This window comes from Frankia sp. R43 (assembly GCF_001306465.1).
Classification (GTDB): domain Bacteria; phylum Actinomycetota; class Actinomycetes; order Frankiales; family Frankiaceae; genus Parafrankia; species Parafrankia irregularis.
Window position 1 is genome coordinate 506995 of the sequence record NZ_LFCW01000005.1, and the last position, 26193, is coordinate 533187.

General features: G+C 70.5%; 18 protein-coding genes. 8 read left to right on the forward strand and 10 right to left on the reverse strand.

Translation table 11 applies throughout. The features are described 5' to 3' along the window. Nucleotides 1-127 precede the first annotated feature (127 nt). The gene (locus ACG83_RS23050) at nucleotides 128-1957 is read right to left on the reverse strand and encodes a GAF domain-containing sensor histidine kinase (RefSeq protein ID WP_054568596.1); all 1830 of its coding nucleotides are present in this window, start codon (nucleotides 1955-1957) and stop codon (nucleotides 128-130) included. A gap of 199 nt (nucleotides 1958-2156) precedes the next feature. Next, the gene (locus ACG83_RS23055; RefSeq protein WP_054568285.1) at nucleotides 2157-3788 is read right to left on the reverse strand and encodes an AAA family ATPase; all 1632 of its coding nucleotides are present in this window, start codon (nucleotides 3786-3788) and stop codon (nucleotides 2157-2159) included. 339 nt (nucleotides 3789-4127) lie between these two features. On the opposite strand from ACG83_RS23055, the gene ACG83_RS23060 reads away from it, so the two are divergent. Beyond that, nucleotides 4128-4766, forward strand: a complete 639-nt coding sequence (locus ACG83_RS23060) for a response regulator transcription factor (protein ID WP_054568286.1) — start codon at nucleotides 4128-4130, stop codon at nucleotides 4764-4766. A 321-nt stretch (nucleotides 4767-5087) separates the two neighbouring features. After that, entirely contained in the window at nucleotides 5088-6683 is a 1596-nt protein-coding gene (locus ACG83_RS23065; protein ID WP_054568287.1) for an AAA family ATPase, read from the forward strand. Nucleotides 6684-6782: 99 nt separating this feature from the next. Here ACG83_RS23065 and ACG83_RS23070 read toward each other — a convergent pair whose 3' ends face one another. Next, a complete protein-coding gene (locus ACG83_RS23070; protein ID WP_054568288.1) occupies nucleotides 6783-7595 on the reverse strand; it encodes an SDR family NAD(P)-dependent oxidoreductase in 813 nt (270 codons plus the stop codon). 637 nt (nucleotides 7596-8232) lie between these two features. Here ACG83_RS23070 and ACG83_RS23075 point away from each other — a divergent pair. Further along, on the forward strand, nucleotides 8233-8883 hold the full coding sequence (locus tag ACG83_RS23075) for a polysaccharide deacetylase family protein (protein ID WP_235498113.1): 651 nt from the start codon (nucleotides 8233-8235) through the stop codon (nucleotides 8881-8883). Between the two features lie 75 nt (nucleotides 8884-8958). Here ACG83_RS23075 and ACG83_RS23080 read toward each other — a convergent pair whose 3' ends face one another. Both ACG83_RS23080 and ACG83_RS23085 read right to left on the reverse strand, forming a co-directional pair. Then, entirely contained in the window at nucleotides 8959-9504 is a 546-nt protein-coding gene (locus ACG83_RS23080; protein ID WP_083473470.1) for a hypothetical protein, read from the reverse strand. A 3-nt stretch (nucleotides 9505-9507) separates the two neighbouring features. After that, on the reverse strand, nucleotides 9508-10605 hold the full coding sequence (locus ACG83_RS23085; protein WP_083473471.1) for an ImmA/IrrE family metallo-endopeptidase: 1098 nt from the start codon (nucleotides 10603-10605) through the stop codon (nucleotides 9508-9510). A 431-nt stretch (nucleotides 10606-11036) separates the two neighbouring features. Here ACG83_RS23085 and ACG83_RS23090 point away from each other — a divergent pair, with 431 nt between their 5' ends. From ACG83_RS23090 to ACG83_RS23110, 5 genes are all read left to right on the forward strand, one after another. Further along, nucleotides 11037-12887 carry a fatty acyl-AMP ligase gene (locus tag ACG83_RS23090; RefSeq protein WP_054568290.1) on the forward strand — a complete coding sequence of 617 codons (1851 nt, stop codon included), beginning with the start codon at nucleotides 11037-11039 and terminating at the stop codon, nucleotides 12885-12887. A 63-nt stretch (nucleotides 12888-12950) separates the two neighbouring features. After that, a complete protein-coding gene (locus ACG83_RS23095) occupies nucleotides 12951-18434 on the forward strand; it encodes a type I polyketide synthase (RefSeq protein WP_054568291.1) in 5484 nt (1827 codons plus the stop codon). Nucleotides 18435-18500: 66 nt separating this feature from the next. Then, nucleotides 18501-19658: an acyl-CoA dehydrogenase family protein gene (locus ACG83_RS23100; protein ID WP_054568292.1), complete on the forward strand. Its 1158-nt coding sequence runs from the start codon at nucleotides 18501-18503 to the stop codon at nucleotides 19656-19658. A 144-nt stretch (nucleotides 19659-19802) separates the two neighbouring features. Next, complete coding sequence (locus ACG83_RS23105) at nucleotides 19803-21062, forward strand: cytochrome P450 (RefSeq protein WP_054568293.1); 1260 nt, start codon at nucleotides 19803-19805, stop codon at nucleotides 21060-21062. Nucleotides 21063-21175: 113 nt separating this feature from the next. Then, nucleotides 21176-21598: a DoxX family protein gene (locus tag ACG83_RS23110; protein ID WP_054568294.1), complete on the forward strand. Its 423-nt coding sequence runs from the start codon at nucleotides 21176-21178 to the stop codon at nucleotides 21596-21598. A 124-nt stretch (nucleotides 21599-21722) separates the two neighbouring features. On the opposite strand, the gene ACG83_RS23115 is transcribed toward ACG83_RS23110, so the two are convergent. The 5 genes from ACG83_RS23115 to ACG83_RS46870 all read right to left on the reverse strand — a co-directional run bounded on the left by ACG83_RS23115 (nucleotide 21723) and on the right by ACG83_RS46870 (nucleotide 25575). Further along, a complete protein-coding gene (locus ACG83_RS23115; protein ID WP_054568295.1) occupies nucleotides 21723-22991 on the reverse strand; it encodes a Vms1/Ankzf1 family peptidyl-tRNA hydrolase in 1269 nt (422 codons plus the stop codon). Between the two features lie 217 nt (nucleotides 22992-23208). Continuing rightward, on the reverse strand, nucleotides 23209-23637 hold the full coding sequence (locus ACG83_RS23120) for a hypothetical protein (RefSeq protein WP_054568296.1): 429 nt from the start codon (nucleotides 23635-23637) through the stop codon (nucleotides 23209-23211). 2 nt (nucleotides 23638-23639) lie between these two features. Beyond that, nucleotides 23640-24341, reverse strand: coding sequence for a DUF433 domain-containing protein (locus ACG83_RS23125; protein WP_235498114.1), 702 nt, complete (start codon nucleotides 24339-24341; stop codon nucleotides 23640-23642). Between the two features lie 96 nt (nucleotides 24342-24437). Next, nucleotides 24438-25025: an excalibur calcium-binding domain-containing protein gene (locus ACG83_RS23130; RefSeq protein ID WP_054568297.1), complete on the reverse strand. Its 588-nt coding sequence runs from the start codon at nucleotides 25023-25025 to the stop codon at nucleotides 24438-24440. Between the two features lie 334 nt (nucleotides 25026-25359). After that, nucleotides 25360-25575 (reverse strand): PASTA domain-containing protein, encoded by a 216-nt coding sequence (locus tag ACG83_RS46870; RefSeq protein ID WP_054568298.1) that lies wholly within the window; start codon nucleotides 25573-25575, stop codon nucleotides 25360-25362. Between the last annotated feature and the right edge of the window lie 618 nt (nucleotides 25576-26193).

The following is a 26193-nucleotide window of genomic DNA, read 5'->3' on the forward strand; positions in this document are numbered from 1 at the left end:
GGCCGGAACGGCGCATCTGTCGTCGGACTGCCCGTGTGCGGTTCGTCGGACATGCCGGTAGCGGGACCATGGTCCCGCCCGTCACGGGCGCCGGCCCGGCACTGGTCAGTGCCGGTACCGGTACCGGCTAAAGCGGGGCCGTCCAGTGCAGATGGGTTCCACCGGTGGGCGGTGTCGTCACGGCGAAGGTGCCACCCAGGTTCTCAGCCCGGGCCCGCAGGTTGTCCAGACCGCTGCGGCGGACGGTGTCACCGATGCCGACCCCGTCATCGACGGCGTCGAGGGTGACGTTCCCCCCGTCCACGGCGAGCCGCAGCTGCACCCTGGTCGCGTGGGCGTGGCGCGCCACGTTGGTGAGGGCCTCCCGCGCCACGGCGAGCAGCTGGTCGGTGAGCTGGTCGTCGACGACGGTGTCCAGCGGGCCGGCGAGGGCCACGGTCGGCGCGAACCCGAGCGCCGGCCGGACATCCTCCGCGATCTTGTCAAGAGCGGCCTGAAGGCGGCCGCGCCGGACGGCACTCCTGCCTCGCAGCTCGAAAATGGTGCGACGGATGTCCTTGATGGTGGCGTCGATGTCCTCGACGTATCCGTTGATCCGTTTCGCGTTCGACGGATTCTCGTACTGGGCGAGATCCTGCATTCCGAGCGCGACGGCGAACATGCGCTGGATGACGTGGTCGTGCAGGTCCCGGGCGATTCGGCCGCGGTCGGCGAGAACGCGAAGATGCTCCTGATCCATCTTGGCGCGGGCCAGTTCGAGCGCGACGGCGACGTGCCCGGCGAAACTGGAGGCCATGTCCAGGTCGCTGTCCGTGAATCCGTGGTCTCCGCGGTCGCGGCCGATGAGCAGCGCCCCGCCGCACTGGTCGGTGCCGGCGACGAGCGGGACGACCATGAGCGGCCCGGTGCTCACGGCGCGCTCCTCGGGAAGCGCGTCGAGCTCAGCGTCGTCGACCCGCAGCGCCTGCCGCTCGGCGATGACACGGCCGGTCAGGGTCCGTCCCAGCGGGACGAGGTGACCGACCTTCGCGCCTTGCGCCGCGCCCGCGCCCGCGGAATCCGGGGCCACGGAATCCGAGACCCCGGAGCCTGAGATCACCGAGCCCGAGACCACGGCGGCGACCCGGGCGTAGCCGGCCACGCCCTCCTCGCGATCACTCTCACCTCTTTGACGGGTTTCGCCCTGATCGCCGCGCCGACCCCGGTCATCCCGGTCATCCTGGTCGTCGGCATCGGCATCGGCGTGCAGCACGAGCGCGACGAAGGTGGCGTCGGCGACGACCTGCACCCGGGCGGCGAGCGCGGTGAGCGCGTCGTCGGCGCCGGCCATCAGCAGGCGCGTGACCTCCGCGGAGGCGGCCATCCAGCGGTGCCGCTGCTGCGACTCGTGGTAGAGCCGGGCGTTCGCGATCGCCACACCGGCGTTCGCGGCGAGCGCGAGCGCGAGCTCCTCGTCCTCAGCGGTGAACGGAACACCGTCATGTTTGTCGGTCAGGTACAGATTGCCGAAGACCTCCCCTCGCACCATGATCGGCACGCCGAGGAAGGACCTCATCGGTGGATGGCCCGGCGGAAAGCCCTGCGAGCCCGGGTCCCGGGAGATGTCTGCGACACGCCGCGGGCGCGGGTCGTCGATGAGCAGGCCCAGCAGGCCGTGCCCGGAGGGCAGGTCCCCGATCGTGCGCACATCGGACTCGTCCAGGCCGACGTGGACGAACTCCTCCAGCGTGCGGTCCGGCGCGACGACGCCCAGGGCACCGTAGCGGGCGCCGAGCAGGACGGTGGCGGCCTCGACGATGCTGCGCAGCAGCACAGGCAGCCGCAGGTCGGTGACGATGGCCCGGTTGGCCTGGAGCAGCCCACGCAGCCGGCTCTGGGTGGCCAGCACATCCTGGGCACGTTCGACGAGCTGGCTGAGCAGGTCGTCGAGCTCCAGCCTGGCCACCGTGGGGAACATCAGCCCGTCGCCCGGCGGCGTCGCCGGCTGTGCGGCCACGGGCTGCGCGCCTGGGGCGGCCACGGGCCGCGCGCCGGCGGGCCCTGGAGCCGAGGGGTGCGCGCCCGGGGGCTGGGAGGTCGAGGACTGGGATCTCGCCGCCACGCGAGGAAGATACGCGAGACCACGCCCGGATGATGCCGATTCCCCGGCCACCGGCTCATCCGGCGGCACGCCGCGCCGCTCGCAGCAGGGCGTCGGGCCCGGCGCCCTGGGGCAGGGTCGTCGCCTCCGGCCAGGGATCCGGATGTTCCGAGCTGGCCGCGGCCATCCTGCGCACCGGTCCGGACGTCCGCTCCCACCGCAGGCCACCCCCCGCGGAGCTGCCGGGCCCGCCGCGCGCCGTTCTGAGCTGGACGAGGTCGGCGGCGGTCACCCGCGCGAGCTCGGCAGCGCGGTCACGGTCGGCGCGGCGCTCCCAGGCCGCGTCGATGACCACGCTCTCACCGCGTTCGAGCGCGACGCGGGCCCGCCGAAACAGCTCGTCGTAGCCGGCCTCCACATCGGTCGGGTCACCGTCGGTGGCGTCACCGTCGGCGGCGTCACCGTCGGCGGCGTCACGGCCGGCGGCGTCACGGCCGGCGGCCTCGGTGCCGGTGGGGTCAGTGCCGGTGGGGTCGTCGGCGGCCCCGTCGACCAGACCGATGTCCTCCGCACGCAGCAGCGTCCATTCCTCGGCGTCGGCGAGGCCGGCGGCCAGCGCACCGCGGCCCGACCCGGGCGCGCCGCCGACCAGGACGAGCCGCACCCGCCCCTGACGCAGATGTGACAGGGCCAGCGCGGCCAGTGCCCGCGCCTCGGCGGCGGCGGACTCCACGCCCTGCGCGTACCTGGTGCAGGCGACCTTGCAACGGACGAACGCCCGGTAGGCGATGTAGAGGTCGGCCAGCGAGCGGGGATGGCTCTCGGCCGCGTACTGGCGATAGTGCGCCAGGAGGAAGGCGGCGAGATCGGGGCGGCCGAGACTCTCCAGATCCATCGCCAGGAACCCGATGTCACCGAGGACGTCACCGACGCGCAGCCGCTGGTCGAACTCCAGGCAGTCCAGGATGCGGGGGCCGTCGTCAAGGCAGTAGATGTCACCGGCGAGCAGGTCACCGTGCCCGTCGCGGATCAGCCCGAGGCGCTGCCGTTCCCGCAGCAGGGGCTCCCGGCCGGCCAGGAAACGGGCGGCCAGCCGACCGATGGCGTCGATGGTGGCGCCGTCGAGGACGGTGCCGAGGTAGGGCTCGACGCCCCGCAGGCCCTCCTCCCACAGCCCGCCCAGCGTGGCGGACGAACCGGCGTCCGCGATCTCGGCGGAGGTCTCGCAACGGGTGTGGAACGCCGCGAGCAGGCGGGCTGTCGCCCGCAGCTCATCAGTGACGTCGACACCGGCGGTGACGAGCGTGGACAGCCGCCGATCGGCGGGCAGGCGCCGCATGACGACCATGTGGTCGCAGAGGGCGCCGTCCGGGCCCTGGACGTCGGCGACGCCGAGGTAGACATCCGGAGCGAGGCGGCGGTTGAGGTCCACCTCGGCCTGACAGGCAGCCAGGCGTGCCTGGCGCGTGCGGAAGTCGAGGAACCCGAGATCGGCTGACTTCTTGACCTTGTAGACCCGGTCCCCGAGAAAGATCAGGATGGATGTGTGCGTCTCGACCAGCGCGGCCGGCGCGGCCACTGCTCCCGGCATGCCCGGCGCGGTCGGGGCGGTCGGTGTGCCCGGCGCGGTCGGGGCGTCGCGGGCGGGGCGCGAGCTCTCCGCGCTCACCGGAAGGCCGGCCGTGAGGGTCGCTGTCGCCACATCCATACGTCCACCCTGACGGCAGCACCCTCGCCGCGCAGGTTGCCGGAGTCGGGCGGGCTGCGTTCGAAGGTCCCGCGACCGGCGGGACCAACGGGCCCACCGGCCGTTTCCCGGACCTGCCGCCCGCCGCGCCACTGGCCGCGGACGGACGTTCCGGCGCCCCCGTCCGGGTGACGTTGCGCCGACCACCGCCCGCCAAAGGTCCCTTTGCCGTCCCTTTGCCCGGCTACCCCGCAGGACGTACGCTTCGCGGCGCGGGCGGGTGCGGAAACCGCCGGCATCACCCGTTCAGGCGATCCAGGTCGATTGGCGAGGCGGTCCGGAGACCGTATCGTCGCGGTCATGGAGAAGATCCGGGTGTTCGTTCTCGATGACCACGAGATCGTGCGGAATGGTCTGCGTCAGACGCTCGCCCGGCATGACGATATCGAGGTCGTCGGTGAGGCCGGGCTGGCGGCGGAGGCGCTGCGGCGTATTCCGGCGTTGCATCCGCATGTGGCGGTGCTGGACGGGCGGTTGCCTGATGGCAGTGGCATCGACGTGTGTCGGGAGATCCGGTCGGCGTTGCCGGGGGTGGCGTGTCTGATTCTGACGTCGTATGACGATGACGAGGCGCTGTTCTCCGCGATCATGGCTGGTGCGGCGGGGTATGTGCTGAAGGAGATCCGGGGCAACGATCTGGTGGGTGCGATCCGGACGGTGGCGTCGGGTCAGTCGTTGCTGGCTCCGTCGGTGACGCGTCGGGTGTTGGAGCGGCTGCGGGACGGGCCGCACGAGGATCCGGCGATGGCGACGCTGAACCAGCGGGAGCGGGAGATCCTGCAGCTGATCGCGGACGGGTTGACGAACCGGCAGATCGGTACCCGGCTGGGGCTGTCGGAGAAGACCGTGAAGAACTATGTGTCGAGCATTCTGGAGAAGCTGGGCCTGGCCAGCCGCACACAGGCGGCGGTCTACCTGATGAAACAGGCCGGCGAGTAGCCGATCCAGCACCACCCGCGTCACCCGCAGCACCAGCGTCACCTGCGCCCCCACCGCCTGGACGGCGGTGGGGCCCGCGCGGCGCCGGCGTTACCCGAACGTCCCGTCATCGTCGGGACCCAGGTCAGTCGGCTGGTGCCCGCTCCGCCCCCTGACAGCCCGCCACAACTGGGGAATCGTGTGCGGCGGAGAGAGTCGCACCAGGTCGGACGATCTCCACGGCCGGATATGCGGACCATCACCGGCACGCCCGCAGGAGAAGGCGGTCGCGTCCGATGGCCGTCGACTGGTCGTCGACGATTACTTGTCTGGAGACGTCGGATGCCCGCAGCGGGGAACTCTCTTTCGATCAATGCCACGCCTCCACCTGATGTTGTGGCTGACATTCCGTCCGGTTCGACGGCCGGGTGGGGCCAGGAAACGATTTCCGGCGAGCTTCGCCTCGGCGGCTGCGAAACCGTGGAGACACACACCTCGATTCTTTTCCTGACCGAGGACCGGGTCTACAAGGTGCGCAAGCCGGTTGATCTCGGGTTCGTGAGTTTCCGGAGCCGCCAGGCACGGCAGGCGGCCTGCGAGAACGAGGTGCGGCTCAACCGTCGGCTGGCACCCGATGTGTACCTCGGGGTGGCCGACATCCGCGACGAGGCGGGGCGGATGCGCGACCACATGGTGGTGATGCGTCGGCTGCCCGCGGCCCGCTGCCTGGCCGAGCTGGTGCGCGGCGGTGCCGACGTCACCGGCGAGGTCCGTGCGATCGCGCGAGCGCTGGCCGCCTTCCACGAGCGATGCGAGACATCCCCGGAGATCAGCAGGGCGGGCGGCGTCGCGGAGCTCGAGGCGCTGTGGCTGGAGGCGATGGACGGCGTGGCGCCCTTCCGCGGCTCGATCCTCGACGCCCCGGTGGTCGACGAGATCGGCCGCCTGGCGCTGCGCTACCTCATCGGGAGGGTGCCGCTGCTGGTGGAGCGCCAGCGGGCCGGCCGGGTTCGCGACGGCCACGGCGACCTGCTCGCCGAGGACATCTACTGCCTCGACGACGGCCCGCGGGTGCTCGACTGCATCAACTTCGACCACCGGCTGCGCGTCGGGGACGTCCTCGCCGACGTCGCGTTCCTCGCGATGGATCTGGAGCGGCTGGGCGCACCCGACGCGGCCCGGACGTTCCTCGACGCCTACCGGGAGTTCAGCGGCGAGACCCACCCGGCCTCGCTGGAGCACCTGTACATCGCCTACCGCGCGTTCGTCCGCACACGGATCGCCTGCATCCGCCACCATCAGGGCGAGCCGGGCGCCGCCGACGAGGCCCGCCGGCTGGCCGCCATCGCGCTGCGGCACCTGCGCCAGGCCAGGGTTCGGCTGGTCCTCGTCAGCGGCCTGCCCGGCACCGGCACGTCGACCCTGGCCCGCAACCTCGCCGAGGGCGAGGGCGAGTGGGTGCTGCTGGCGCGGGAGGACCCGGCCGGCGCCTCGGGACGAGGCGCTGCCACGCAGCGGGCTGACGGCCCTGACAGCGGCGCTGCCGCGGACTGGGGCGCCGCTGCGGACAGGGGCGGGCCGGGGCTCGCCGAGCTCGTGGAGCAGGCCCGGCGAGCGCTCGTCCGTGGGCAGAGCGTGGTGCTCGACGCACCCTGGCCGTCGCGGGAGTCCCAGGACCTCGTCGCGGAGGCCGCGGACGAGACCGGCGCCGATCTGGTGCGGCTGCGGTGCGTGGCACCGCCCCGGGTGGCCGTCGCCCGGGTCGCCTCGCGCCAGGCCGTACAGGCCAGCGGGTCGGGAGCCGAGATGTCGCACGCGGACGTCGCCGCCTACCTGGAGGCCGCGACCCACTTCGACCTCTGGCCGGCCACCCACAACCTCGACACCACCGCCGCCGTCAAGGAGACCGTCGAGGCCGCGCACCGCGTCATCGGCTGACCTGCGTCCCCCCGTGGGCGGAGGTCATTGCGACGCAGGCCACCGCGGGTGAAGATCACGGCGGGGCGCCACGAGGGAACCACGCGGCACCACGAACGGTCAGAAGTCGCTCCCGCCGTCGACGTTGATGTTCGCGCCCGTCATGTAGCTGTTCACCCGGGAGCCGGCGAAGGCGATGACCGGGCCGATCTCCGCGGGATCGCCCGCACGCGGCAGATGCGCCGGGTGACCGAAGTCGTCCCTGATGACGGTCATGGCGTCGGTCAGGCTCTCGGGGTCGATGCCCCGCTCGGCGGGCAGCCCACGCAGATAGTCCTTCATGCCCTCGGACAGGAAGGAGCCGGGTGAGACGGTGTTCACCAGGATCCCGTCCGGGGCCAGGGAGAGGGAGAGGTTCTTGCTGAAACTGGTCAGCGCCGCCTTCGCCGCGGTGTAGGCGACGAGGTCCGGCGACTGGCGTCGCGTCGAATGCGCGGAGACGTTCACGATCCGGGCCCATTCGGCCGCCCGCAGCAGCGGCAGCGCCGCGCGGACGCAGCGCACCGCGGAGAGCGTCCCGATGTCGAAGGTCGCCGCCCATTCGGCGTCGTCGAGATCATCGAACCGGCGGACGCCCACCTCCACCGGGCCGGCAGCGTTCACCAGCACGTTGAGCACTCCCCCGAAACGGCTGGCGACCTGTTCGAACGCGGCTGTCACCGAGCCCGCGTCGGTCAGGTCGGTCGCGATGCCGACGGCGTCCTGTGCGCCAAGCGCGTTCAGCTTCTCGACCGTCTCGTCCAGCGCCGCCCTGCCCCGGGCCAGCACCGCGACCCGCGACCCGTCGGCCGCGAACCGCTCGGCGGCGGCCCGGCCCATTCCCTTCGATCCGCCGCTGACAACCACCGTCGCACCACCAAGGCCAAGATCCACCCTCGACTCCGTTCCCCAGAGCTCGATTCGACGGCCCGCTGCCCGACCGCCGACCAGGAGTGCTCTTCGAACGAAGGGCAGCGCGACCTGTATATAATATCCATCACAGCCGGAGGGCAAGCCCTTCCCGCGTACACCCACCCATCCCGGAGCCGAGGCGGCGCTGCCGTCGGCAGCGCACGCGATCGCGAACCGTGGTACCTCTGTTCTCAGCCGCGCAGCCACCCGCGGCGGGGGGTCGGCCTGCCCTCACTGTTCCCACTCCAGCGGAGCAGGCCGTACACGGTGGTTACGGGGGGAACGGTTGTCTCTCAGTCGGCGTGCGCTGCTCACGGCGCCGGTACTCGCATTTCCCACGATCGCGGCGTGCGGCGTCCAACAACGTTCCGCGGACCCGCCGGCGCCTTTCCCCGCGGATCGGGCCCCGCGCTCAGGGCCACCACGGCCCCCCGGCGCCGACCCTTCGATCATCACCGCGGAATCCGTCGGCACGGCACCACCAGCCGGGGCTTCGGCCGCCGGGGCACCGGCCGAAACGGCGCACCCGACAGCGAACTCGACGGCGTCCGCGACGCCGTCCCGCACGGAGATCATCTCCCGATATCAGGGCGTACAGCCCACCGCCTGGGGACTGGAGGTGGCCGGCGTCATCACGAGGCTGCCCACCCGTGACCGTGTGATCGCGCTGACCTTCGACGCCTGCGGTGGACCGCACGGAAGTGGCTACGACCGAGCCCTGATCGACTGTCTCCGCGAGAACGGAACTGCGGCGACGCTGTTTCTCAACTCCCGCTGGATCGACGCGAACCCGCGGGTGTGCCGCGACCTCGCCGCCGAACCGCTGTTCGAGATCGCGAACCACGGCACCGTGCACCGTCCGCTTTCGGTCTCCGGCCGATCCGCGTACGGAATCTCCGGGACGCACGATGCCGGTGAGGTGTTCGACGAGATAGCCGTCAACCGGGACCGGATCCAGGCGCTCGTCGGACACCCACCGCGGTTCTTCCGGGCGGGTACAGCACACTGCGACAACGTGGCGACGGCGATCGTGGCCGATCTCGGCGAGCATGTCGTCAACTTCGACGTGAACGGTGACGCCGGCGCGACGTTCAGCGCCGGTCAGGTCACCCGGGCCGTGCTGACAGCGCGACCCGGGTCGATTGTCATCGCCCACCTGAACCACCCCGAGGGCGGCACCGCGCGGGGCTTCGCCAAGGCCCTGCCCCAGCTGGCCGCGGCCGGTTACCGCTTCGTCCGGCTCTCGGACCAGATCGGCACCGCTCGGTAACGCCTACCCGCCTGCTCAGTGGCGCAGCCGGCGGCCTGACCAGCAGGAGGCTCGCGGATCAGGTGGCCAACCAGATCAGGAGGCCAACCACTTGTCGAAGGACGGCCGGTCCTTCACCTGGGCAAGGCCGCCGCGCCGGTGGGCGCGGAGGATCTGCACATACGCCCAGAGGTCGTCGGCGTCGATCCAGCCGGCCCGCCTGGCCGCGATCTTCAGCAGGTCCCAGGTCGTGACGACTCGTATGCCTTCGCGGGCGGCGAGCTGCGCGGCGCTGCGGTCGTCGGTGACGAAGAAGGCCCGCAGGCGACGACGCAGCATGATCGCGACTGTCTCGGCCTCGCCGAGATGCTGGTAGGGACGGTCACCGGGGCTGGCGAGCTGGGCCCGGAAACGCCGCGCCTCCTGAAGCTCCGCCGAGCTGGGTGATAGCGGTGGGCCGAAGATGTCGTGCGCGCGGACCAGTTCGTCGAGGCCGGCTTTCCGCGCGGAACGATCGCATTCCGAGGCGACCGTCGCGCACCAGCGGCCCCTGCCGTTGGCCAGTTTCTCCAACAGGTCCATACGGCCGATGATCGCGAAGTTGATCAGCACGGTGTTGTCGGGGAAGAGGAGTGCGGTCAAGGTTCAGAGGCCCAGCGCCTCGGCGAGATCGTCGACATCGACCTCGGGCACGCTCGGGGTGTCGACTTCGAGCGCATCAGGATCGACTCCCAGTAGCCACGCAAGCGTTCCCTTCCCCAACCGGCCCGCCGCGATCGCCTCGATATGAGCATGTTGCAGCGCGAGGGGGATCCGCCGCTGGGTGGCCTCATCCATCCGCAGGGTGATCTCGTCAACACCCGACTCGCTCACCCAGTGGCGCCGCAGCAGGCGCTGGGTGGCGTGCCCCGCCCACTCCCGTACGAGATCGGGAACGTAGCTGTTCACGGCCGTGAGTCGCCGCGCGAGCGCATCCGTGGACACGCCGCAGCGCCACACCAGCTCGGCCAGACCGCCGGCGCTCACCGCCTCCCAGTCGACGGCGTCGAGCGTCTCCCTCGGGAGGAGAAGATCCGCCGCGAAGGCGTTCGCCGCGGCCTCGTGCCCATCCCACTCGGCGTTGGAAAGGCCCTGGTCGTGATGGCCGAGCACGTGGTGCCCAAGCTCGTGGGCCAGGGACCAGTTGTCCCGGAACCAGTTGCCGGTGATGGGAAGCGCGATCACCCGATGCCCGCCGATCGCGAACGAGTAGGCGGTGGAAAGCCCGGTGACCCGCAGGACGTCGACCCCCAGATGGCCTTCCAGCCTGGCCGCGAACGGGCGCACGAAATCCTCGCCCAGCGCGACCGCGACCTTGGCGGGGCTGTCGGGAAGATCCGGCTGATGACACGGCTCGGGGTAGGCCTGGCGGTAGGCCAGCGCGATGCTCTGCAGCACCTCGTCGTCGGCCTCCCGCCCGGGTACGGCCCGCCGGCCGGTGCCATGGTCGAAGTCGTGACGTGCCGCGACGACGAGCCGGTGCGGGTCGGGCTCCCCGGTGATCAACCAGTGAACATCCGCCCCCAGATGGTCGGCGAGGCGCGCCAGCTCGATCGAGGAGAACGCCCGTTTGTCGTTCAGGGCACGGGAGAAGGCATCAGGGGTCATCCCGACGTGGGCCGCGATGGCCCGGTGCGGGATCGTCGGACAGGTCTGTCGGATGTGCTCCAGCACGCGCTCACCGATGCTGCGCATGGCGACCATGCTACCCCCCTGTTGGGAAAATCCCAACAGGGGGTTCGTCCCAGCGGGCCCGCCATCCCCCACACAACCACCGGCGGGCCCCGCCGCGGGCGGTGCGCGGCCGGGTGGATCACGCTTCGCCACCTCCTCATGCCCACGCCCACGCCACCGACGGCACGGGAAGTTCGCTCCCTCTTATCGTTGAAGACAACGGGTCCAATCCAAAAAGCACCGCAATGCCCTTGAGATGACAGACGGCCCATGCCTATTCTTGCCCGGGATGTCGCCGGCCTTGCGTCCACCCCGGCGGCATCAGCACCCAATTCGCCCGCACCAGTTCTCCTCCGAATGATATCCGGAGGTCGCGACCCCAGAATCTCCTCGGCGGCCACCCCTTCACCGGCCGCGCTACCCGGCCAGTCGTTTTTCCTCCAGCTCGGACGGAACCGAGGATGCCTGACGAACCCGCCCCGCTGCCGCCCACCCAGGTCGATGCACCCGACTCCTCGCAGAGTCGACGGCGTACAGCCTCGTCGCGAACGGCGGCACCGTCCGCGCCGGCAGGTTTCAGTTCCGCCGTCGAGGCCCTGCGCGCACATTCGGCCCGAATTCCGGATCGAGCTCTGTTCACATTCCTGCCCGACGGCGCGGAGGCGGACCCGTCACTCACCTTCTCGATGGTCGACGCAAGAGCCGGAGTGATCGCCGCGAATCTGCACGCACAGGCGGATCCCGGCTCCCGGGCTCTGCTGCTGTTCGGTGCCGGCCTGGATTTCATCGTTGCGTTCTTCGGTTGCCTGTACGCGGGGGTCGTGGCGGTGCCCGTCCACCTTCCCCACCCGACGCAGCGGGCTCGTGGAGTCCTCCGGCTGGCCGGGATCGCGGAAGACGCGCAGCCCGCCGTCGTTCTCACCACCTCCGCCGTCCGGGCCGCCACCGAACCGGCGGTGAAGGTGATTCCAGAGTTCCAGGACGCCGCCTGGCTGACAGTCGACACGATGGTCGACGCGCCTGGAAGAGGATGGGAGCCGACCACCCCCGACCCGGAAGCCCTGGCTGTGCTGCAGTACACGTCCGGTTCGACCGGCCAGCCGAAGGGGGTGATGGTCACCCACCGCAACATCACTCACAACATCGATCTGATTCGCAGGTCCTTCGAGCTCGACGAGTCGGCGGTCCTCGTCGGGTGGGCGCCGCATTTTCACGATCTGGGGCTGATCTCCATGATCCTCCTCCCGACAATGATGGGCACCCATTCCGTGATGATGCCGCCAACCGCTTTCCTGCAGCGGCCGGCGCGGTGGCTCGGCGCGATCTCGAAATATCGCGGCACGTTCTCGGCGGCCCCCAACTTCGCGTACGACCTGTGCGCACGCAAGGTCACCGAGGAAGAGCGGGAATCTATCGACCTGTCGTCCTGGGCGGTCGCGGTGAACGGTTCCGAGCCGATCCGCGCCGAGTCCCTGCGGCGTTTCTGTGACACCTTCGCTCCGGCCGGGTTCCGGCCGGGTTCCATGGTCCCTTCCTACGGGCTCGCCGAAACCACGATCATGGTGACCGGCGTGCCGATGGGAGCACCGCGGATATTTCGCTCCTTCGACGCGGAGGCACTCGACCGCGGCATCGTGCGGAGCGTGCCGGAGGGAAGCCCGAACGCGCGTGTCCTGGTGTGCTGCGGCATCAGCCAGGACCTCGATGTCGCCATTGTTGATCCGCAGGAACGCACTCGGCGTGCGCCGGGACAGATCGGCGAGATCTGGGTCGCCGGGCCGAGCGTGACGGCAGGCTACTGGCAACGCCGGGGCCTCAGCCAGGAGGTCTTCGGGGCGACGCTGAGCGACGGCGGCGACGGACCGTTCCTGCGGACGGGCGACCTCGGTTTCCAGACCGAGGAGGGTCTTTTCGTCGTCGGACGCGCCCGGGACCTCATCATCGTGGCCGGGCAGAACCACCATCCACCGGACATCGAGTGGACGGCCGAGGGCGCCCACCCCGCGATCCGGCCCGGATGTGTCGCGGCCTTCGGGGTCGCGGGCGAGGACGGCGAAGTCGTGGTGGTCGCCGCCGAACTCCGCGCCACTGGTGCGGGCATCGATTCGGCGGGCCCCGCGGGCGCCGGAGACCTCGAAGGCGTCGCGGCCGCGGTCCGACGCGCGGTGATGCAGGAACATCGGCTGGCAGTACGGGACGTCGTCCTGCTCCCCGCCGGATCTCTTCCCAAGACGCCGAGCGGCAAGCTGCAGCGCGCCCAGGCGCGGAAGGACTATCTCGCCGGCCAGTCTCCCTGGCGGCGACTCGCCTGAGGCCGCGGCCGCCGAGAGCGGCACGCAAGCCCTCAACCACTGTCGAGAACCGGGGAGAACAGCATGGAAGAGGCGGAGCTGGGCGCCTGGCTCAGGCGGCGGATCGCGCAGATCGCCGGTCGGGAGGCGAACGACATCGCATTCCACGAACCGCTGGCGACGTATGGGCTCTCGTCGATCCACGCTGTCGCTCTCGTCGAGGAGCTCAGCTCCCGCCTCGGCAGAAGGATCCCATCCACGGTCCTGTACGAGTTCCCCACCCTCGGTGCGGTGATCGCCCATCTCGAGGGCAGGGCGCCGACCGGGCCTGGCAGCGCCGGGGCCGGCCAGGTCGCATCCGGACCTGTCGCCAACGAGCCGATCGCCATCATCGGTATGGGCTGCCGCTTTCCGGGGGCCGCCGGGCCGGATGCGTTCTGGGACCTGCTCGAACGCGGTGTCGACGCGGTCGGAACGGTGCCCGACGGGAGATTCTCACGGTGGCGAGGCCGACGCGAGGGAATTGATGCTGCGAGCCGGGCGAGGCTCGGCGGCTTCCTCCCCGAGGTGGGCGGGCTCGATCTCGATTTCTTCGGCATCGGCGAGGACGAGGCCGCGCGGATCGATCCACAGCAACGGCTGATTCTGGAGGTCGCCTGGGAGGCCCTTGAAGACTCGGGGGTCGATCCCCACAGTCTGGCGGGCTCGCCGACCGGGGTCTTCGTCGGCATCTCCAGCTCGGACTACCGAGGCCTTCTGACGGAATCAGCGGCGGTGGACGCCTTCTCACTGCTCGGCGGAGCATCCAGCGTCGCCGCCAACCGGCTTTCGTACCTGCTCGACCTTCGCGGGCCCAGCCTGGCCGTCGACACAGCGTGTTCCTCCTCCCTTGTCGCCGCTCATCTCGCCTGCAACGCCATACGAAGCGGCGAATGCGCGATCGCCGTCGTGGGCGGCGTGAACGTGATCCTGGATCCCTTCATCACGGCGGCGTTCGACAGTTCGGGCGTCATGGCGCCAGACGGGCGCTGCAAGGCCTTCTCGGCGCAGGCGGACGGTTATGTGCGCAGCGAGGGCGCGGGCGTGATCGTGTTGAAGGCGCTGAGCGAGGCGCTGCGCGACGGCGACCGCGTCTCGGCGGTGATCCGGGGCTCGGCGGTGACCTCGGACGGGCGGACCAACGGACTGCTGGCACCCGGCCGCCAGTCGCAGGAGGACGTCGTACGGCTCGCCCTGGCCCGCGCCGGCGTCGAGCCGCGGGAGGTCGACTACGTCGAGGCTCACGGAACGGGCACGCCGATCGGTGACCAGATGGAGGCGTCCGCGCTCGGTGTGGTGCTCGGCAAGGGGCGCTCCGCCGATCAGCCGTGCGCGATCGGCTCCCTGAAGACGAATGTGGGGCACCTTGAGGCCGCTGCAGGGGTCGCCGGCCTGATCAAACTGGCCCTGTGTTTCGAACGGAACGCTCTCCCACCCACGCTGCACTGCGCGCAGCCGAACCCTGACATCGACTTCGACGGCCTCGGGCTGCGAGTGCAGTCCACGCTGCGGAGGTGGGAGCCCGCGGGGGCAGGTGCGGTGGCCGGTGTCAGCTCCTTCGGCTTCGGCGGAACCAACGCGCATGCCGTGCTCGGCCCCGCCCCGGCGGCCGGACGTCCGGCGGGTAACGGCCAGCATGCTGAGCAGCCCGAGAGGGCCGTCCAGATTCTGGCGTTCTCCGCAGCCACCGAGGAATCCCTCCGGGCCCAGGCCACTCGCCACGCGGCGTGGGTCGAGAACCTCAACCGCACCGATGGCCTCAGCGGCCACCAGGGCGACAGCGACAGCGACGGCGAAGGAGAGCTCCGGAAGGGATGCGCCGAGGCGACGCTGGTCCGAGGTGGCGGCGGATTACGTCGGCGCCGTTTCCGAGCCGCGTTCGCCTTCGAAGGCGCCAGTGATCTTCTCCCGCGGCTGCGGGATCCGGCGATGGCACCCGTACCTGTGCCGGAGAACCCCGATGTCGTCTTCGTGTTCCCCGGACAGGGCGCGCAGTGGGTCGGGATGGGGCAGGCACTGATCGCGGCGGAGCCCGCCTTCGACCTCGCCATCTCACGCTGCGAGCAGGCGTTCTCCCCGTTCGTCACCTGGTCCGTCCGCGAGGTCCTGACCCGGGAGGGGACCGCCGCGGAGCTGGACCGCATCGATGTCGTCCAGCCGGCGATCTTCGCCATCCAGGTCGGCCTGGCCGCGCTGTTCCGGGCGTGGGGCGTGCGACCGGCCGGCGTCGTCGGGCACAGCATGGGCGAGGTCGCGGCGGCCCATGTCTGCGGCGCGCTGCGGCTGGAGGACGCGGCCCGGATCGTCTGCCGCCGCAGCGCGCTGATGATGCGACACCGCGGGCAGGGCGCGATGGCGGTCGTCTCGCTGCCGGTGGCGCGTGCGCGGGATCTCCTGCGGCCGTACGGCGACCGGCTCTCGCTCGCCGCTCACAACGGTCCGGAGACGATCGTCGTCTCGGGCGAGAACGAGGCTGTCGACGAGTTCGTCGCGGCCCTGGAACCGGCCGGTGTCTTCGGCCGGCGGATCCAGGTGGATGTGGCGTCGCACTGTGCCCTGATGGACGATCTCAGGGAGGATCTGCTCTCGGAGCTCTCCGGGCTTTCGCCGCGGCGGGCGACCGTGCCGTTCTACTCGTCGCTCACCGGGCAGCGCTTCGACACGACCGCTCTGGATGCGGCCTACTGGTGGCGCAACCTACGTGAGCCGGTCTCCTTCGCATCCGCGGTGCGCGACGCCGGATCCGCACAGCACGCCGTCTTCCTGGAGCTGAGCCCGCACCCGCTGCTGTCCGTATCCGTGGCCGAAGGTCTCGCGGCTGCCGGCCGGCCCGCGACCGCGCTGGCCGCGATGCGACGGCTGGACGAGCGTGCGCCCTACGAGGCGGTGGCCGCACTGTTCGAGGCTGGCTGCGACATCGACTGGCCCCTGTTCCACGGGGGCCCGGTCCGCGCCGGCACACGTCTGCCGTCCTACCCCTGGCAGCATCAGGAGTGCTGGGTCGAGCCCGCCGGGGCGCCCGCGGAGGGGACGGTGGTCACCGGTTCGCTGCCGGCGATCCGTGACCACCAGGTACGCCAGCGGACGATAGCCCCCGCCGCGTGGATGCTCGATGCCGCGCTGGACGAGCTGAATCCGGGCCCGGCCAGCCGGTACGGTCTCACCGACGTCCTGGTCACCAGCCCGTTGGCGGTCGCCGAAGGCGAGTCTCGCCGGGTGCGGGTCTCCCGGCGCTTCCGGGCGCGGAACGAGCCGGACCTGACCGTCGAAAGCCGGCCCGCCGACGACCGGAGCGCCGTGTGGGAGGAACACGCCTCGGCGCAGTGGGCGCCGACCGGGCCGCTCCCGTCCGCTCCCGATCTGGCCGCGATCCGCCGGCGGTGTCCCCGGGACGTCGAACCTGAGGCCCTGTACGAGCATCTGGCCGCGTCGGGCCTCACCTACGGAACCACCATGCGGATGGTTACCGGCATCCGGCTGGGCGACGGGGAGCTGCTCGCGCGGCTTGCCCGGCCCTCGGCGCGGACCCGCGGCCGCTGGCTCCCCGCGGACGTCGCGGACGGTGCGATGCAGTCTGTCGCCGCACTCTCCCTCGACGGTCCGATTACGGGCACCTTCGTCGGATTCGGGTTCCAGCGGGTGGACGTCTTCGAGAAATGGTCGGGGCCGACGCAGGCTCACGTGCTCCTTCGTAGCGACCTCGACAACCGGCTGGACAGCTTCGAGTGCGACGTCAACATCCTCGACGACGCGGGCCGGGTCCTCGTGCGGTTCGCGGGGGTGTCACTCAAGCGCATGCGTGACCGGCACACGCTGCGCTTTCTCGCCGTGGAGCGGATGCCGCGGCCCCGACCCGCCGAGCGGGCCGACCACACCGACGAGGTCATCATCCTGGCCGACGACGCCCAGCGGTGCGCACGCCTGGTGGAGGAGCTGCGCAGCGGCGGCACCACCGGCGTCGTCGCCGCGGTGCCCCAGGGCAAGGATGGCCTGGCCTTTCTGGAGGCGCGGCCGCCAACCGCGCGTCTGGTCTGCGTCGAACCGGAACGGGACGCCTTCCTCGCGTTCCTGCGGTGCGCCGCGCGGAGCCAGCCCACCTCGCACCGGGAGCTCACGCTGGTGACCAGCGACGCCGCGCTCCCCCCGCTGCTGCGCGCGCTGGAGCGGGAGACCGGATGCTGGTCGGGACGTGCGATCCAGATCGACGCCACCGAGCTGGCGACCCGTGAGCTGGCGCGCGACCTGGCAGCGGAGCTCGCCGCGCCACTGAGCTCGTTCCACGTCCACTACCAGGGCGGGGAACGCACGCTGCCCTATCTCACCCAGGTGGAGGCCACATCGGCCGCGGCCCCGCTCAGGCCGCGCGGGGTCTACTGGATCACGGGTGGCCAGGGAGGTCTGGGATCAACAGTCGCGGTCGCTCTCGCCCGAGAGGCAGGCGCCCGGCTGGTGCTCACCGGGCGCCGTGACCGGCTCGATCGCGGCGTCAGGGATGCGATCGAATCCGCTGGTGGTCAGGTTCTCTACCGCCAGGCCGATGTCACCGACGAAACCGCCGTGCGGCGCGTCCTGGGCGAGGCGCTCCACCGTTTCGGCGCGTTACACGGGGTGATTCACACCGCCGGCATTCTCGATGACTCGCTGCTTCAGTCGACGTCCACCGACCGAATGCATGCGATCATGAAGCCGAAGGAACTCGGGGCGCAGGTCCTCATCGACGTGGTCACCGCCGAGGACCCCGACTTCATCGTGCTTTTCTCCTCGCTGGCAAGCCTGCTCGTGACGCCAGGCCAGGGCTGCTACGCGGCGGCCAACGCGGCGCTCGACGCGCTCGCGTCGAGCGCACGTGGCCGGAACGCCTCCGTGCGCACGATCAACTGGGGCCCGTGGGCTGAGCTGGGCATGGTCGCGGACGCCGAGCATCAGCGCGGCCTGCTCGAGGCGGGCCTCCATCCGATCGCGCCGCCCGACGGTGCCCGCGCGTTCCTCGAGTTCCTCGCGAGCACGCACCGACAGGTCGCGATCGTGGATGTGCGTGACGACGTCGCGGACGAGCTGGTGGCCCAGTTCAACCGCGGGCAGCCGGACACCGTACGCGCCGGGCGGGGCGGGCAGACCGGCTGGCCGGGGAGCGCTGGCAGCTCGGCTGTGGGCGGTTCGGCTGTGGGCGGTTCGGCAGGGGGTAGCTCGGCAGTGGGCGGTTCGGCCACGGCGAGCTCGGTCGCCGGCTTCGTCCTGGCCGAGCTGGGCCGTGCCCTGCGCCGCGCACCGGACGAGATCGACCCGTCGGTCCGGTTCGACCGCCTGGGGGTGGACTCGCTGCTGGCCGTCTCGATCACCCGCCGGATCGCCGCCCACTTCGGGCTGGACCTGCCGGCGACGTTCATGTTCACCCGCCAGACCGTGGACGCGGTGACGCTCTACCTGAACGGCTTGCTCGGGCTCGGAACGCCGGGTGGCCCCGAGGGCGCGCAACGGCCTTCCGGGGATGTTGTCCCCGAACGCCGCGCGGACGTCGCAGGCCCGTGACGGCCGCGTCCCAGGCCAGGCCGAGCAGCCGCGGGCCCGGCGCCAGTTCCCCTGATGAGGATGGTCATGGAAGACTCGAGAAGTCGATCACAGTGGGGAACGATCTGCCGCACCTTCGCCGACGAGGTGATGGCGCCGCATGTCCGTCGCCACGACGAGGAACGCTCCTTCCCGCGCCAGGTGCACGAACGAGCGGCGGCCGAGGGCCTTCTCAACGCCCGGTTCCCGGTGGAGCTGGGCGGCCGCGGAATCTCCTGCGCCGACTTCGCCGAGGGAATCGCCGAGCTTTCGGGTGCCTGCCCGGCGATGACCTGGACGCTGGTGTTCAATTTCGGCGCGCTGCATCCCGTGCTCGCCGCCGGAACCCCGGAGCAGAAGGACGTCTTCGTTCGGAGGCTGCTCAGCCGGAACGGTTATGCCGCGCTGGGCCTCACCGAGCCCGAAAACGGCTCGAACCTCCTGGCGACCCGGACTCGCGCCGTGCAGACGGAGTCCGGGTGGCTGCTCAACGGGGTGAAGTGCATGTCCGGGAACGGGACGGTCGCCGACGTCTTCCTGGTTCTGGCCAACACGGTGGTGAACTCCCGGAGCAGCGGCCTGTCGTTCTTCGCCGTGCCCCGCGAGTCTCCCGGTGTCGACGTCGGCCCGGATGTGGAGAAGGCGGGTTTCCGCTGCCTGCCCACCCCCACCATCACCTTCCGGGACGTCGCGCTGGAGCCGGTCACCCTCGTCGGCCGGGTCGGCGACGGTGAGGCGCTGCTGACCGAGCTTCTCGCGACGATCCGCATCGGCGGGGCGGCGTGCGGGACGGGAATCGTCACCGCCCTGCTCAGGGATGCCCTGGTGTGGGTCCGTGAACGCCGCCTGTACCCGGACGACCGGATGGACACCCTGAGCCACGTTCAGCTGACGCTGGGGCGGCTTTACGTCGAGCTCTGCGCGGCCCGCAGGCTGCTCGACGCCGCGACGAACCGGGTCGATCAGGGGCTGTCCTTCAGCCGCGAGAGCACCATGGCCAAATATGCCGCCACAGAGCTCGCGGTACGCGCGTCGAACGAGATCCTGCAGCTTCACGGATGGCGGGGGATCGCCACCGACTACGGCGTCGAGAAACGCTGGCGGGACTCACGTGTTCTGACGATCTTCGAGGGTTCGAGCGAGATCCAGCTGCGCCAGGTCTTCCGCGAGATGCGCAGAGCCGCCGCCGGCGCGGACGGCCTGTGACAGCGAGGCCTTGCCCACCGGGTTCATGAGCCGAGACCACCGGCACGGTGCCGGACATTTGATCAGGGACGATTTCGATCAGGACAGGGACCGCCGCCTGCGCCCGTATGCGCAGGCTCTCCGACCGCCGACTGGAGAACTGCGATGCCCATCTCGTGGGACGTTATCGACGACAATCTGGTGAACCCCGAATGGTATCTGGAGGATGACTACCGCGAGGCATTCCGCCGGCTACGCGACGAGGACCCGCTGCACTGGTCGGAGAACAGGGCATTCGGCCGCGACTACTGGGTGGTCACTCGGTACGACGACGTCAGGGCTGTCATCAGCGATCACGCGGCCTTCAGCTCCTCGTTCGACACGAGGTTTCCGCGGAACCCGCAGCGGCTGTCGACGGACCAGCGCCGGGCGCTCATGTTCGACGTCAGCGTCGTCATGATGGACCCGCCGTACCACACGGTCTACCGCCGGCCGATCAACAAGCATTTCAGCGTGCCCGCGATCGGTCGGATGCAGAGCGACATCGAGAAGATCATCGATGAGCTCCTCGCCGCCGTCGCAGGCCGGGGCGACTGCGACATCGTCGAGGACATCGCCGCGCGGCTGTCCATGAACGTGGTCTTCCGCCTGCTCGGTGTTCCGGAAGCCGACCGGCCGCGGCTGGCCGCGCACGCGTGGCAGGCCTTCGCGCCCGCCGATCCGCGCAACCACATCCCGGGGAGGTCTCCCGCAGAGATCTCCTTCATCGGCATCCAGGCCATCGCGCAGTACGCCCGCGACCTGGCGAAGGACCGCCGGGAGAACCCACGGGACGACCTCGCCACAGTGATCACCCAGCTTGTGGTCGACGGAACCCAGCTGGACAGCCATGAGGTCGCCGGCTGGTTCGTCACGCTCATCATCGCCGGGATCGAGACGACCAGGAACGCGATCTCCGCGGGCACCTGGCTGTTCCTGACCAACCCCGACCAGCTGGACCTGCTGCTGTGTGACCCGGAAACTCACAGCAGACGCGCCGGCGAAGAGGTCGTGCGGTGGGTGACGCCGGGCCGCGGTCGGCTCCGGGTCGCCCGCACCGCATACGAGATGCACGGGAAGACCATCCGGCCCGGTGACTGGGTGCTGGCCTTCCTCACGTCCGCGAACTGGGATGAGCGACGCTTCGAGAATCCCGAGGCGTTCGACATCACCCGGTTTCCCAACGATCATCTCGCGCTGGGCGCCGGCGTTCACCTCTGTCTCGGGCGGGCGCTCGCGCGCCTGGAGCTCGCGCTGCTGTGGCCGAAGCTCTTCACCGCCCTGCCGAACATGAAACTGGTCGACGACGGCCCCCCGCAGTGGCTGGTGGACCATCAGGTGTCGGGCCTGCGTTCGCTGCCGGTCACCTTCACACCCGCCGGGTGACGGGCAGGCCGACATCGGCGGTGCATGCCGTCGACCGGTATTCGGGTGCCACCGGCACCGGCGACCTGCGGCGCTCTACCGGCAGTGGCCCCGGACCCGGCCGAGGAGGTTTCATGAGTCCGGTGAAGCTGACAAAGCTCGCCCGGATGAGTTCGGGGCGCGTGACCGCCGCGTTTCTGATCAGCGGCACGGTCCACCTGGTACGGCCCGCCGTGTTCGAACCGGTGGTACCCCGGTGGCTGCCGCGCCCCCGCGAGATCGTCTACGTGAGCGGCGTCGCGGAGCTGGTCTGCGCGGGCGGGCTGCTCGCGGGAGCGCCGTGGGCCAGGAAGGCCAGTGCCGTGCTGCTCCTCGGAGTCTGGCCGGGCAACCTGCAGATGGCCCTCGACGCGACCGCGCAGGCACGCGCAGACGACAGACGACCGCGCGACCTCGCGTTCGCCACCGCGGCCTGGGCCCGGATGCCGCTGCAGATCCCGATGATCCGAGCGGTCCTCTCCACCGGCCACCCGCGCTCCGGGCCGACGAAAGGCTGACCGGCCGCGGCCGCTCAGCCGACCGCGGACCGGGGACCGGGTGGCCGGGGACCGGGTGGCCGGGGACCGGGTGGCCGGGGACCGGGGACCGGGGACTGGGGACTGGGGACCGGGGCACCTTGCCTCAGTCCACGCCTGACTGCAGGGAGTAGCGGAGCAGGGCCCCCACACCGTCGGCCGGTGACTCGGGCGTGTCCGGTGGGATGGCGTGGATGGAGGCGCCTGTTCCCAGCGCCGCCCGGACCAGCGCGTCCTCCCGTGCGGCCCGAACCGGCCGCCGCAGGCCGTCAGCGCCCGCCGGGTCGAGAGCGATCTCGGTGGCGTCGTCGCCGATCCATGCTGGTTCGTCCGCCGACGGGCTCTCGGCCAGCAGCAGTCGGCTCACCTGGCTGCGGCTCAGGGCGTAGGCGGTGGCCGCGGCCCCGTCGGAGGCCGCCAGCATCGGCCGGCCCGGCGATCCCGCCGGGGCGGGCCCGATACCTGCAGGCCCACCAATGCCATAGGGCCCGCTGGCCCCTGCCGGCCCACCGAGGCCGGCCTGCACCCCGGAGCCGACGCCTGCACCCGCGCCGACGAGGGTACGGGCGCGACCGCGGTACCGCTGGAACTCGGCCAGCAGCTCGGACCGGCGTCGCGCGACCTGCACGGCGAGAACCTCCGCGACCCGGGTCGCGAGATGATCCGCTGAACCGTCCCGGGCCCGGCTGCCCTGGACGACCACCACCTTGGCCGCAACCTCACCGGGCAGCTCGTCGCGCAGCAGGCTCAGCGCCTTCGGGTCGCCGGCGAGGATCACCACCTCCGCACCCGTCTCGCGGCAGGCGCGGGCGATCAGCTCCGCGTCGTCCTTCGCGCCGTGCTTCCAGTGCTCTTCGACGTGGCTCTCGTACCGCCGCTGCGCCCAGCCGCCGGCATGCGCCTTGTGCCACGGCGGACGGGTCGTGTCCTGCGAGATCGCCTCCGCCGGCAGCGGCCCACCGGCATATGCGAGGACGTCCACCCCGAGCCGGTCGACGACGGCGACCACGTGGGGAAGCCGGGAATCCATCCAGTCCAGCACGGGCAGCAGGTGCGGCAGCCCGCCCACCGCGAGGACGTCGACGTCCGACCGCCCGGGCAGCCACTGCGTGAGGCACGTCCGCGCCTGCTTCCCCTCGCCTGACACGACGACCACCCGGGTACCGCCCTCACGCTGGTACCGGTCGCCCCGCTCCGCCATGAGCAGCTCGCGGACCTCCGGCCCGATACCGAGCCGTTCGAGTTCCGCGACGATGTCGCGCCACCGCAGGTCGTACAGGTGCGCCGCGTTCTCCAGGACGGGGTTGCTGCTCGCGTACGCGGTCACGTACCGGCCGGGTGAAGCATAGAGATCACGCACCGTGCCGATGTCCATGTGAACTCCTCCGTCCGCTCCCGGCAGCCGCCTGCCGGCATCTGACCCGGAGCGTCACAGGACCTGATCGGAGGTCCCGTCGTCGGTCCACATCCGGGGCGCTGCCCCGAACGACGTCTCAGGGAAGGGCTGCCCTCCTGGTGAAACGCCAACCTCCCCGGCGGATCCAGGCGGCACGGACGGCGCCGGTCAACTGAAGCCAAGCTGTCGAATCCCGTCAGCGGCGATGATCGGGAGGAGCGGGCAGTTTCAACTCCCGGATGCCAACGCGGGTCAGGGAGTACGAGCACGGGCCGGCAACATCGGTAAGGGGCTCGATTCTGGCCCAGTGCTGGACGACCATGCAGAGCATGTCCCACCGTGGCATGCTGCCGCTTTTCGTAAGAAAAATGCCTTTAACATTATGTAGCAAGAACAGCCGCTTCTCGGCTGGTCGATGCCGGATCCTGACATCACGGGTGATCAATACCAGGCCGGCGTCGCCCACGTAGGGCAGCCACTCGATGTCCAGCGCTCCCACCCAAATCGGGCAACGCCGGTGACCGGGATAGACAACGTCGGCACGGACGGCGGCGAGGGCTTTTCCCAAGGGCAGGGTGTTCTCGTCGACGAAGAAACGCGGCCTGAGGTCAGGGGCAGCGTTCATGCTCAGGCCGCGCTCTCCTCCCGGTCGCGGAGGCGAGCCTCATACCGCACTGCGGCCTCGACATCGGTCTCGGGGAGCTCGTAGGCCTCGGCGACCTCCGCGATGGACTCGCCAGCGGACCACAGCTCGTACAGGTTCGCCGTGCGGGTGTTACGCACGACCGGGGAGCCGAAGCCACGCAGCGGGTCGAGCACGACCTGCCGAGCGGCCGAGTCGGGATAGATGCGCAGCGCCTCGTCGCCACCACCACCGTCGCCGGAGGCGAACTCGACCTTCTCGAAGAAGTCCTGCGCCCTGGGCGCCAGGACGAGCTGGCCGTCGTGGACGCGGACCATCGACAAGGCGGTCGCAAGGCCGACCTCCTCCTGGACCTCCATCACAACATCGCGGCCGAGGACATAGGGGCGCGCGTGGGCGAGGGGGTAAAGCACACCGAAGCGATCACGAAGCCGCTGGACAACGACGCGCATCCGCTGCAGCGAGATTCCGCGGACGCGGTACTCCCGCAGATACCCTGCCTCGACGAACTCCCCCCAGGTAACCAGCTCGCTCCCCGTGTGTTCGGGACGGATCACCGGCTCGTAGTGGATCTGCCCGCGCGTGTAGCCATCGATCCACGACCGCAGCCGAGCCGGCTTCACCGCGAGCAGACGAGCAGCCTCACCCATCGAGTAGATCTCGCGTTCGAGCACCACGGCAGCCACGTCACCATCATGACGCCCCACTCGCCGGTGACCGCTGCTCTCGGCCCAGTCCGGGCCAGGTCGGCACATTCAGACCACAGCGGACCGACAGCGATCTCATTCACATGCGACGCCGTCGTGGTCACGGTCAAGACTGCTGCTGTAGCCCGGCTGGCCCCGGTACAGCGGAGCCGCGCCAGCCGCGCGTGCCTCGGCGCAGGACCCGAAGGAGACGCCGGCCGGCGCCGGATCCGCAGGCGGTTGCGTCTGCGCGGGTTGCGCGGGAGCCGCGGGAGGTTGCGTCTGCGCAACCTCCGGTGCCGGCGCTTCGGCCTGCTGCTGCGCCACCTGTGTCGGGGCGGCAGCGGGGGGCTGGGTCCGCTGCTGTACCGCCTGCGTCGAGGGAGCAGGCGGCGGGGCCTGCTGCTGGACAGGCGCAGTCGCGGCCGGACGTGAAGGCGACGCGGTAACCGTGGTTGCGGGCGGCACGGACACGAAGGTGCTCGGCGTCGTGAAGCCCGTCGGAGTCGACGAAGTGATGACCTTGGTCGGGCTGCTCGTAGCAGTCTCCTGCTCCTCCGGTGGCGCCGCCAGCAAGCCGACAACGAGCAGCAGCAGGAAAACTCCGATGACCCCGCTTGCGATCGGATGCCGGCGGATCCAGGCAAGGACCCGGTAGCCCAGCACAGACAACTGACGCGACATGTCGCGATCCCCCCTCGCTCGTCCACCCCCGTGGAGACGAGCGGCGAGCAGATTAGCGGACCACCCGATTCCCTTATCCGGCGGGTGGCGCCCGAAAGTGCGGGGCCGGTCGGAACCGAGCGGCCCGCGAAGGTTGGAACGGTCACCCACCCTCAACGGCGAGACCTGGGCGACCTCCCAGCTGTCCCGGCGGACGCGGTGCCGGCAACGGCAACGGCAACGGGCAGCGCGGCCGCCGGAAGCAGGCCGAGAACATCACGCCGCTCACATCTCACGGCCCAAAGTCCCGGAATGCTGAGAGTCCGAGTCGACGACGAAAAGGCTCATCGCCGGATCAGGGATCGGTGTCCTTCTTCGACCGGAGCAGAACCTTGTGGTCGGTGCCGATGACGGTTCCAGCGGCCGGTTCCTGAGAGACGACCTGCCAGTTACGGTCCAGGATCAGCGCACGTCCCTGCCCGGTCGCGTCCTCCTCGGCGAGATAGTAGAAGCCCGCCGCCTGGAGTGTGTCCTGCGCCAACTGGTGGTCCAGACCCACGACGTTCGGCACAGCCTTCGAGTCCGTCGCAGGTGCCACCGCCGCAGGCGCGGGGGCAGCGGCAGGTGCTGTGGTCGGGCCAGCGACGGGAACGCCTGCGGTGTTCGCAGGCGCGACGACGGCCACCGAAGACGCTGTGGACGTCTCCTCTCCCCCACCGGCGGCAAGTCCGATCACGACGAGAAACAGGAATACTCCCCCACCGATACCGATCTTCGCGTTACGGGACAGTCCCTTCTTCTCCGGTGGTCGGGGCTGCCCAGGTGGCTGCCTGTATTCATAGCGGCCGTAGTCCTGCGGCGGATAGTCGTATTGCGGATCCCGCCGCCCGGACTGGCCGTCGGCTCGGTAGCCACCGGACTCCCGCGGGCGGCCGTAGCGATCCGACGGCGGATCATACCGACCGCTTCGATCGTCGTATCGATCCGGCGGCGAGTCGTACCGACCGCGCCGATCGTCATAGCGATCCGGCGGCGGATCAGACCGACCAGTTCGATCGTCATTGCGATAACTCACGTTCTGAATCCCCCCTGGCATATCAGACCGCAGACGCTAGTGACCGCTCACCGACCGGCAGACAGCAATCCGGATGATTGTCGAGGAGTTGACCACACAACGATCATCCATAGA

Bases quoted from the DNA above. Each gene is read 5' to 3' on its own strand.
- ACG83_RS23050 (WP_054568596.1), bottom strand. From the start codon at position 1,957: ATGTTCCCCACGGTGGCCAGGCTGGAGCTCGACGACCTGCTCAGCCAG.
- ACG83_RS23055 (WP_054568285.1), bottom strand. From the start codon at position 3,788: ATGGATGTGGCGACAGCGACCCTCACGGCCGGCCTTCCGGTGAGCGCG.
- ACG83_RS23060 (WP_054568286.1), top strand. From the start codon at position 4,128: ATGGAGAAGATCCGGGTGTTCGTTCTCGATGACCACGAGATCGTGCGG.
- ACG83_RS23065 (WP_054568287.1), top strand. From the start codon at position 5,088: ATGCCCGCAGCGGGGAACTCTCTTTCGATCAATGCCACGCCTCCACCT.
- ACG83_RS23085 (WP_083473471.1), bottom strand. From the start codon at position 10,605: ATGGTCGCCATGCGCAGCATCGGTGAGCGCGTGCTGGAGCACATCCGA.
- ACG83_RS23090 (WP_054568290.1), top strand. From the start codon at position 11,037: ATGCCTGACGAACCCGCCCCGCTGCCGCCCACCCAGGTCGATGCACCC.
- ACG83_RS23095 (WP_054568291.1), top strand. From the start codon at position 12,951: ATGGAAGAGGCGGAGCTGGGCGCCTGGCTCAGGCGGCGGATCGCGCAG.
- ACG83_RS23100 (WP_054568292.1), top strand. From the start codon at position 18,501: ATGGAAGACTCGAGAAGTCGATCACAGTGGGGAACGATCTGCCGCACC.
- ACG83_RS23105 (WP_054568293.1), top strand. From the start codon at position 19,803: ATGCCCATCTCGTGGGACGTTATCGACGACAATCTGGTGAACCCCGAA.
- ACG83_RS23110 (WP_054568294.1), top strand. From the start codon at position 21,176: ATGAGTCCGGTGAAGCTGACAAAGCTCGCCCGGATGAGTTCGGGGCGC.
- ACG83_RS23115 (WP_054568295.1), bottom strand. From the start codon at position 22,991: ATGGACATCGGCACGGTGCGTGATCTCTATGCTTCACCCGGCCGGTAC.
- ACG83_RS23120 (WP_054568296.1), bottom strand. From the start codon at position 23,637: ATGAACGCTGCCCCTGACCTCAGGCCGCGTTTCTTCGTCGACGAGAAC.
- ACG83_RS23130 (WP_054568297.1), bottom strand. From the start codon at position 25,025: ATGTCGCGTCAGTTGTCTGTGCTGGGCTACCGGGTCCTTGCCTGGATC.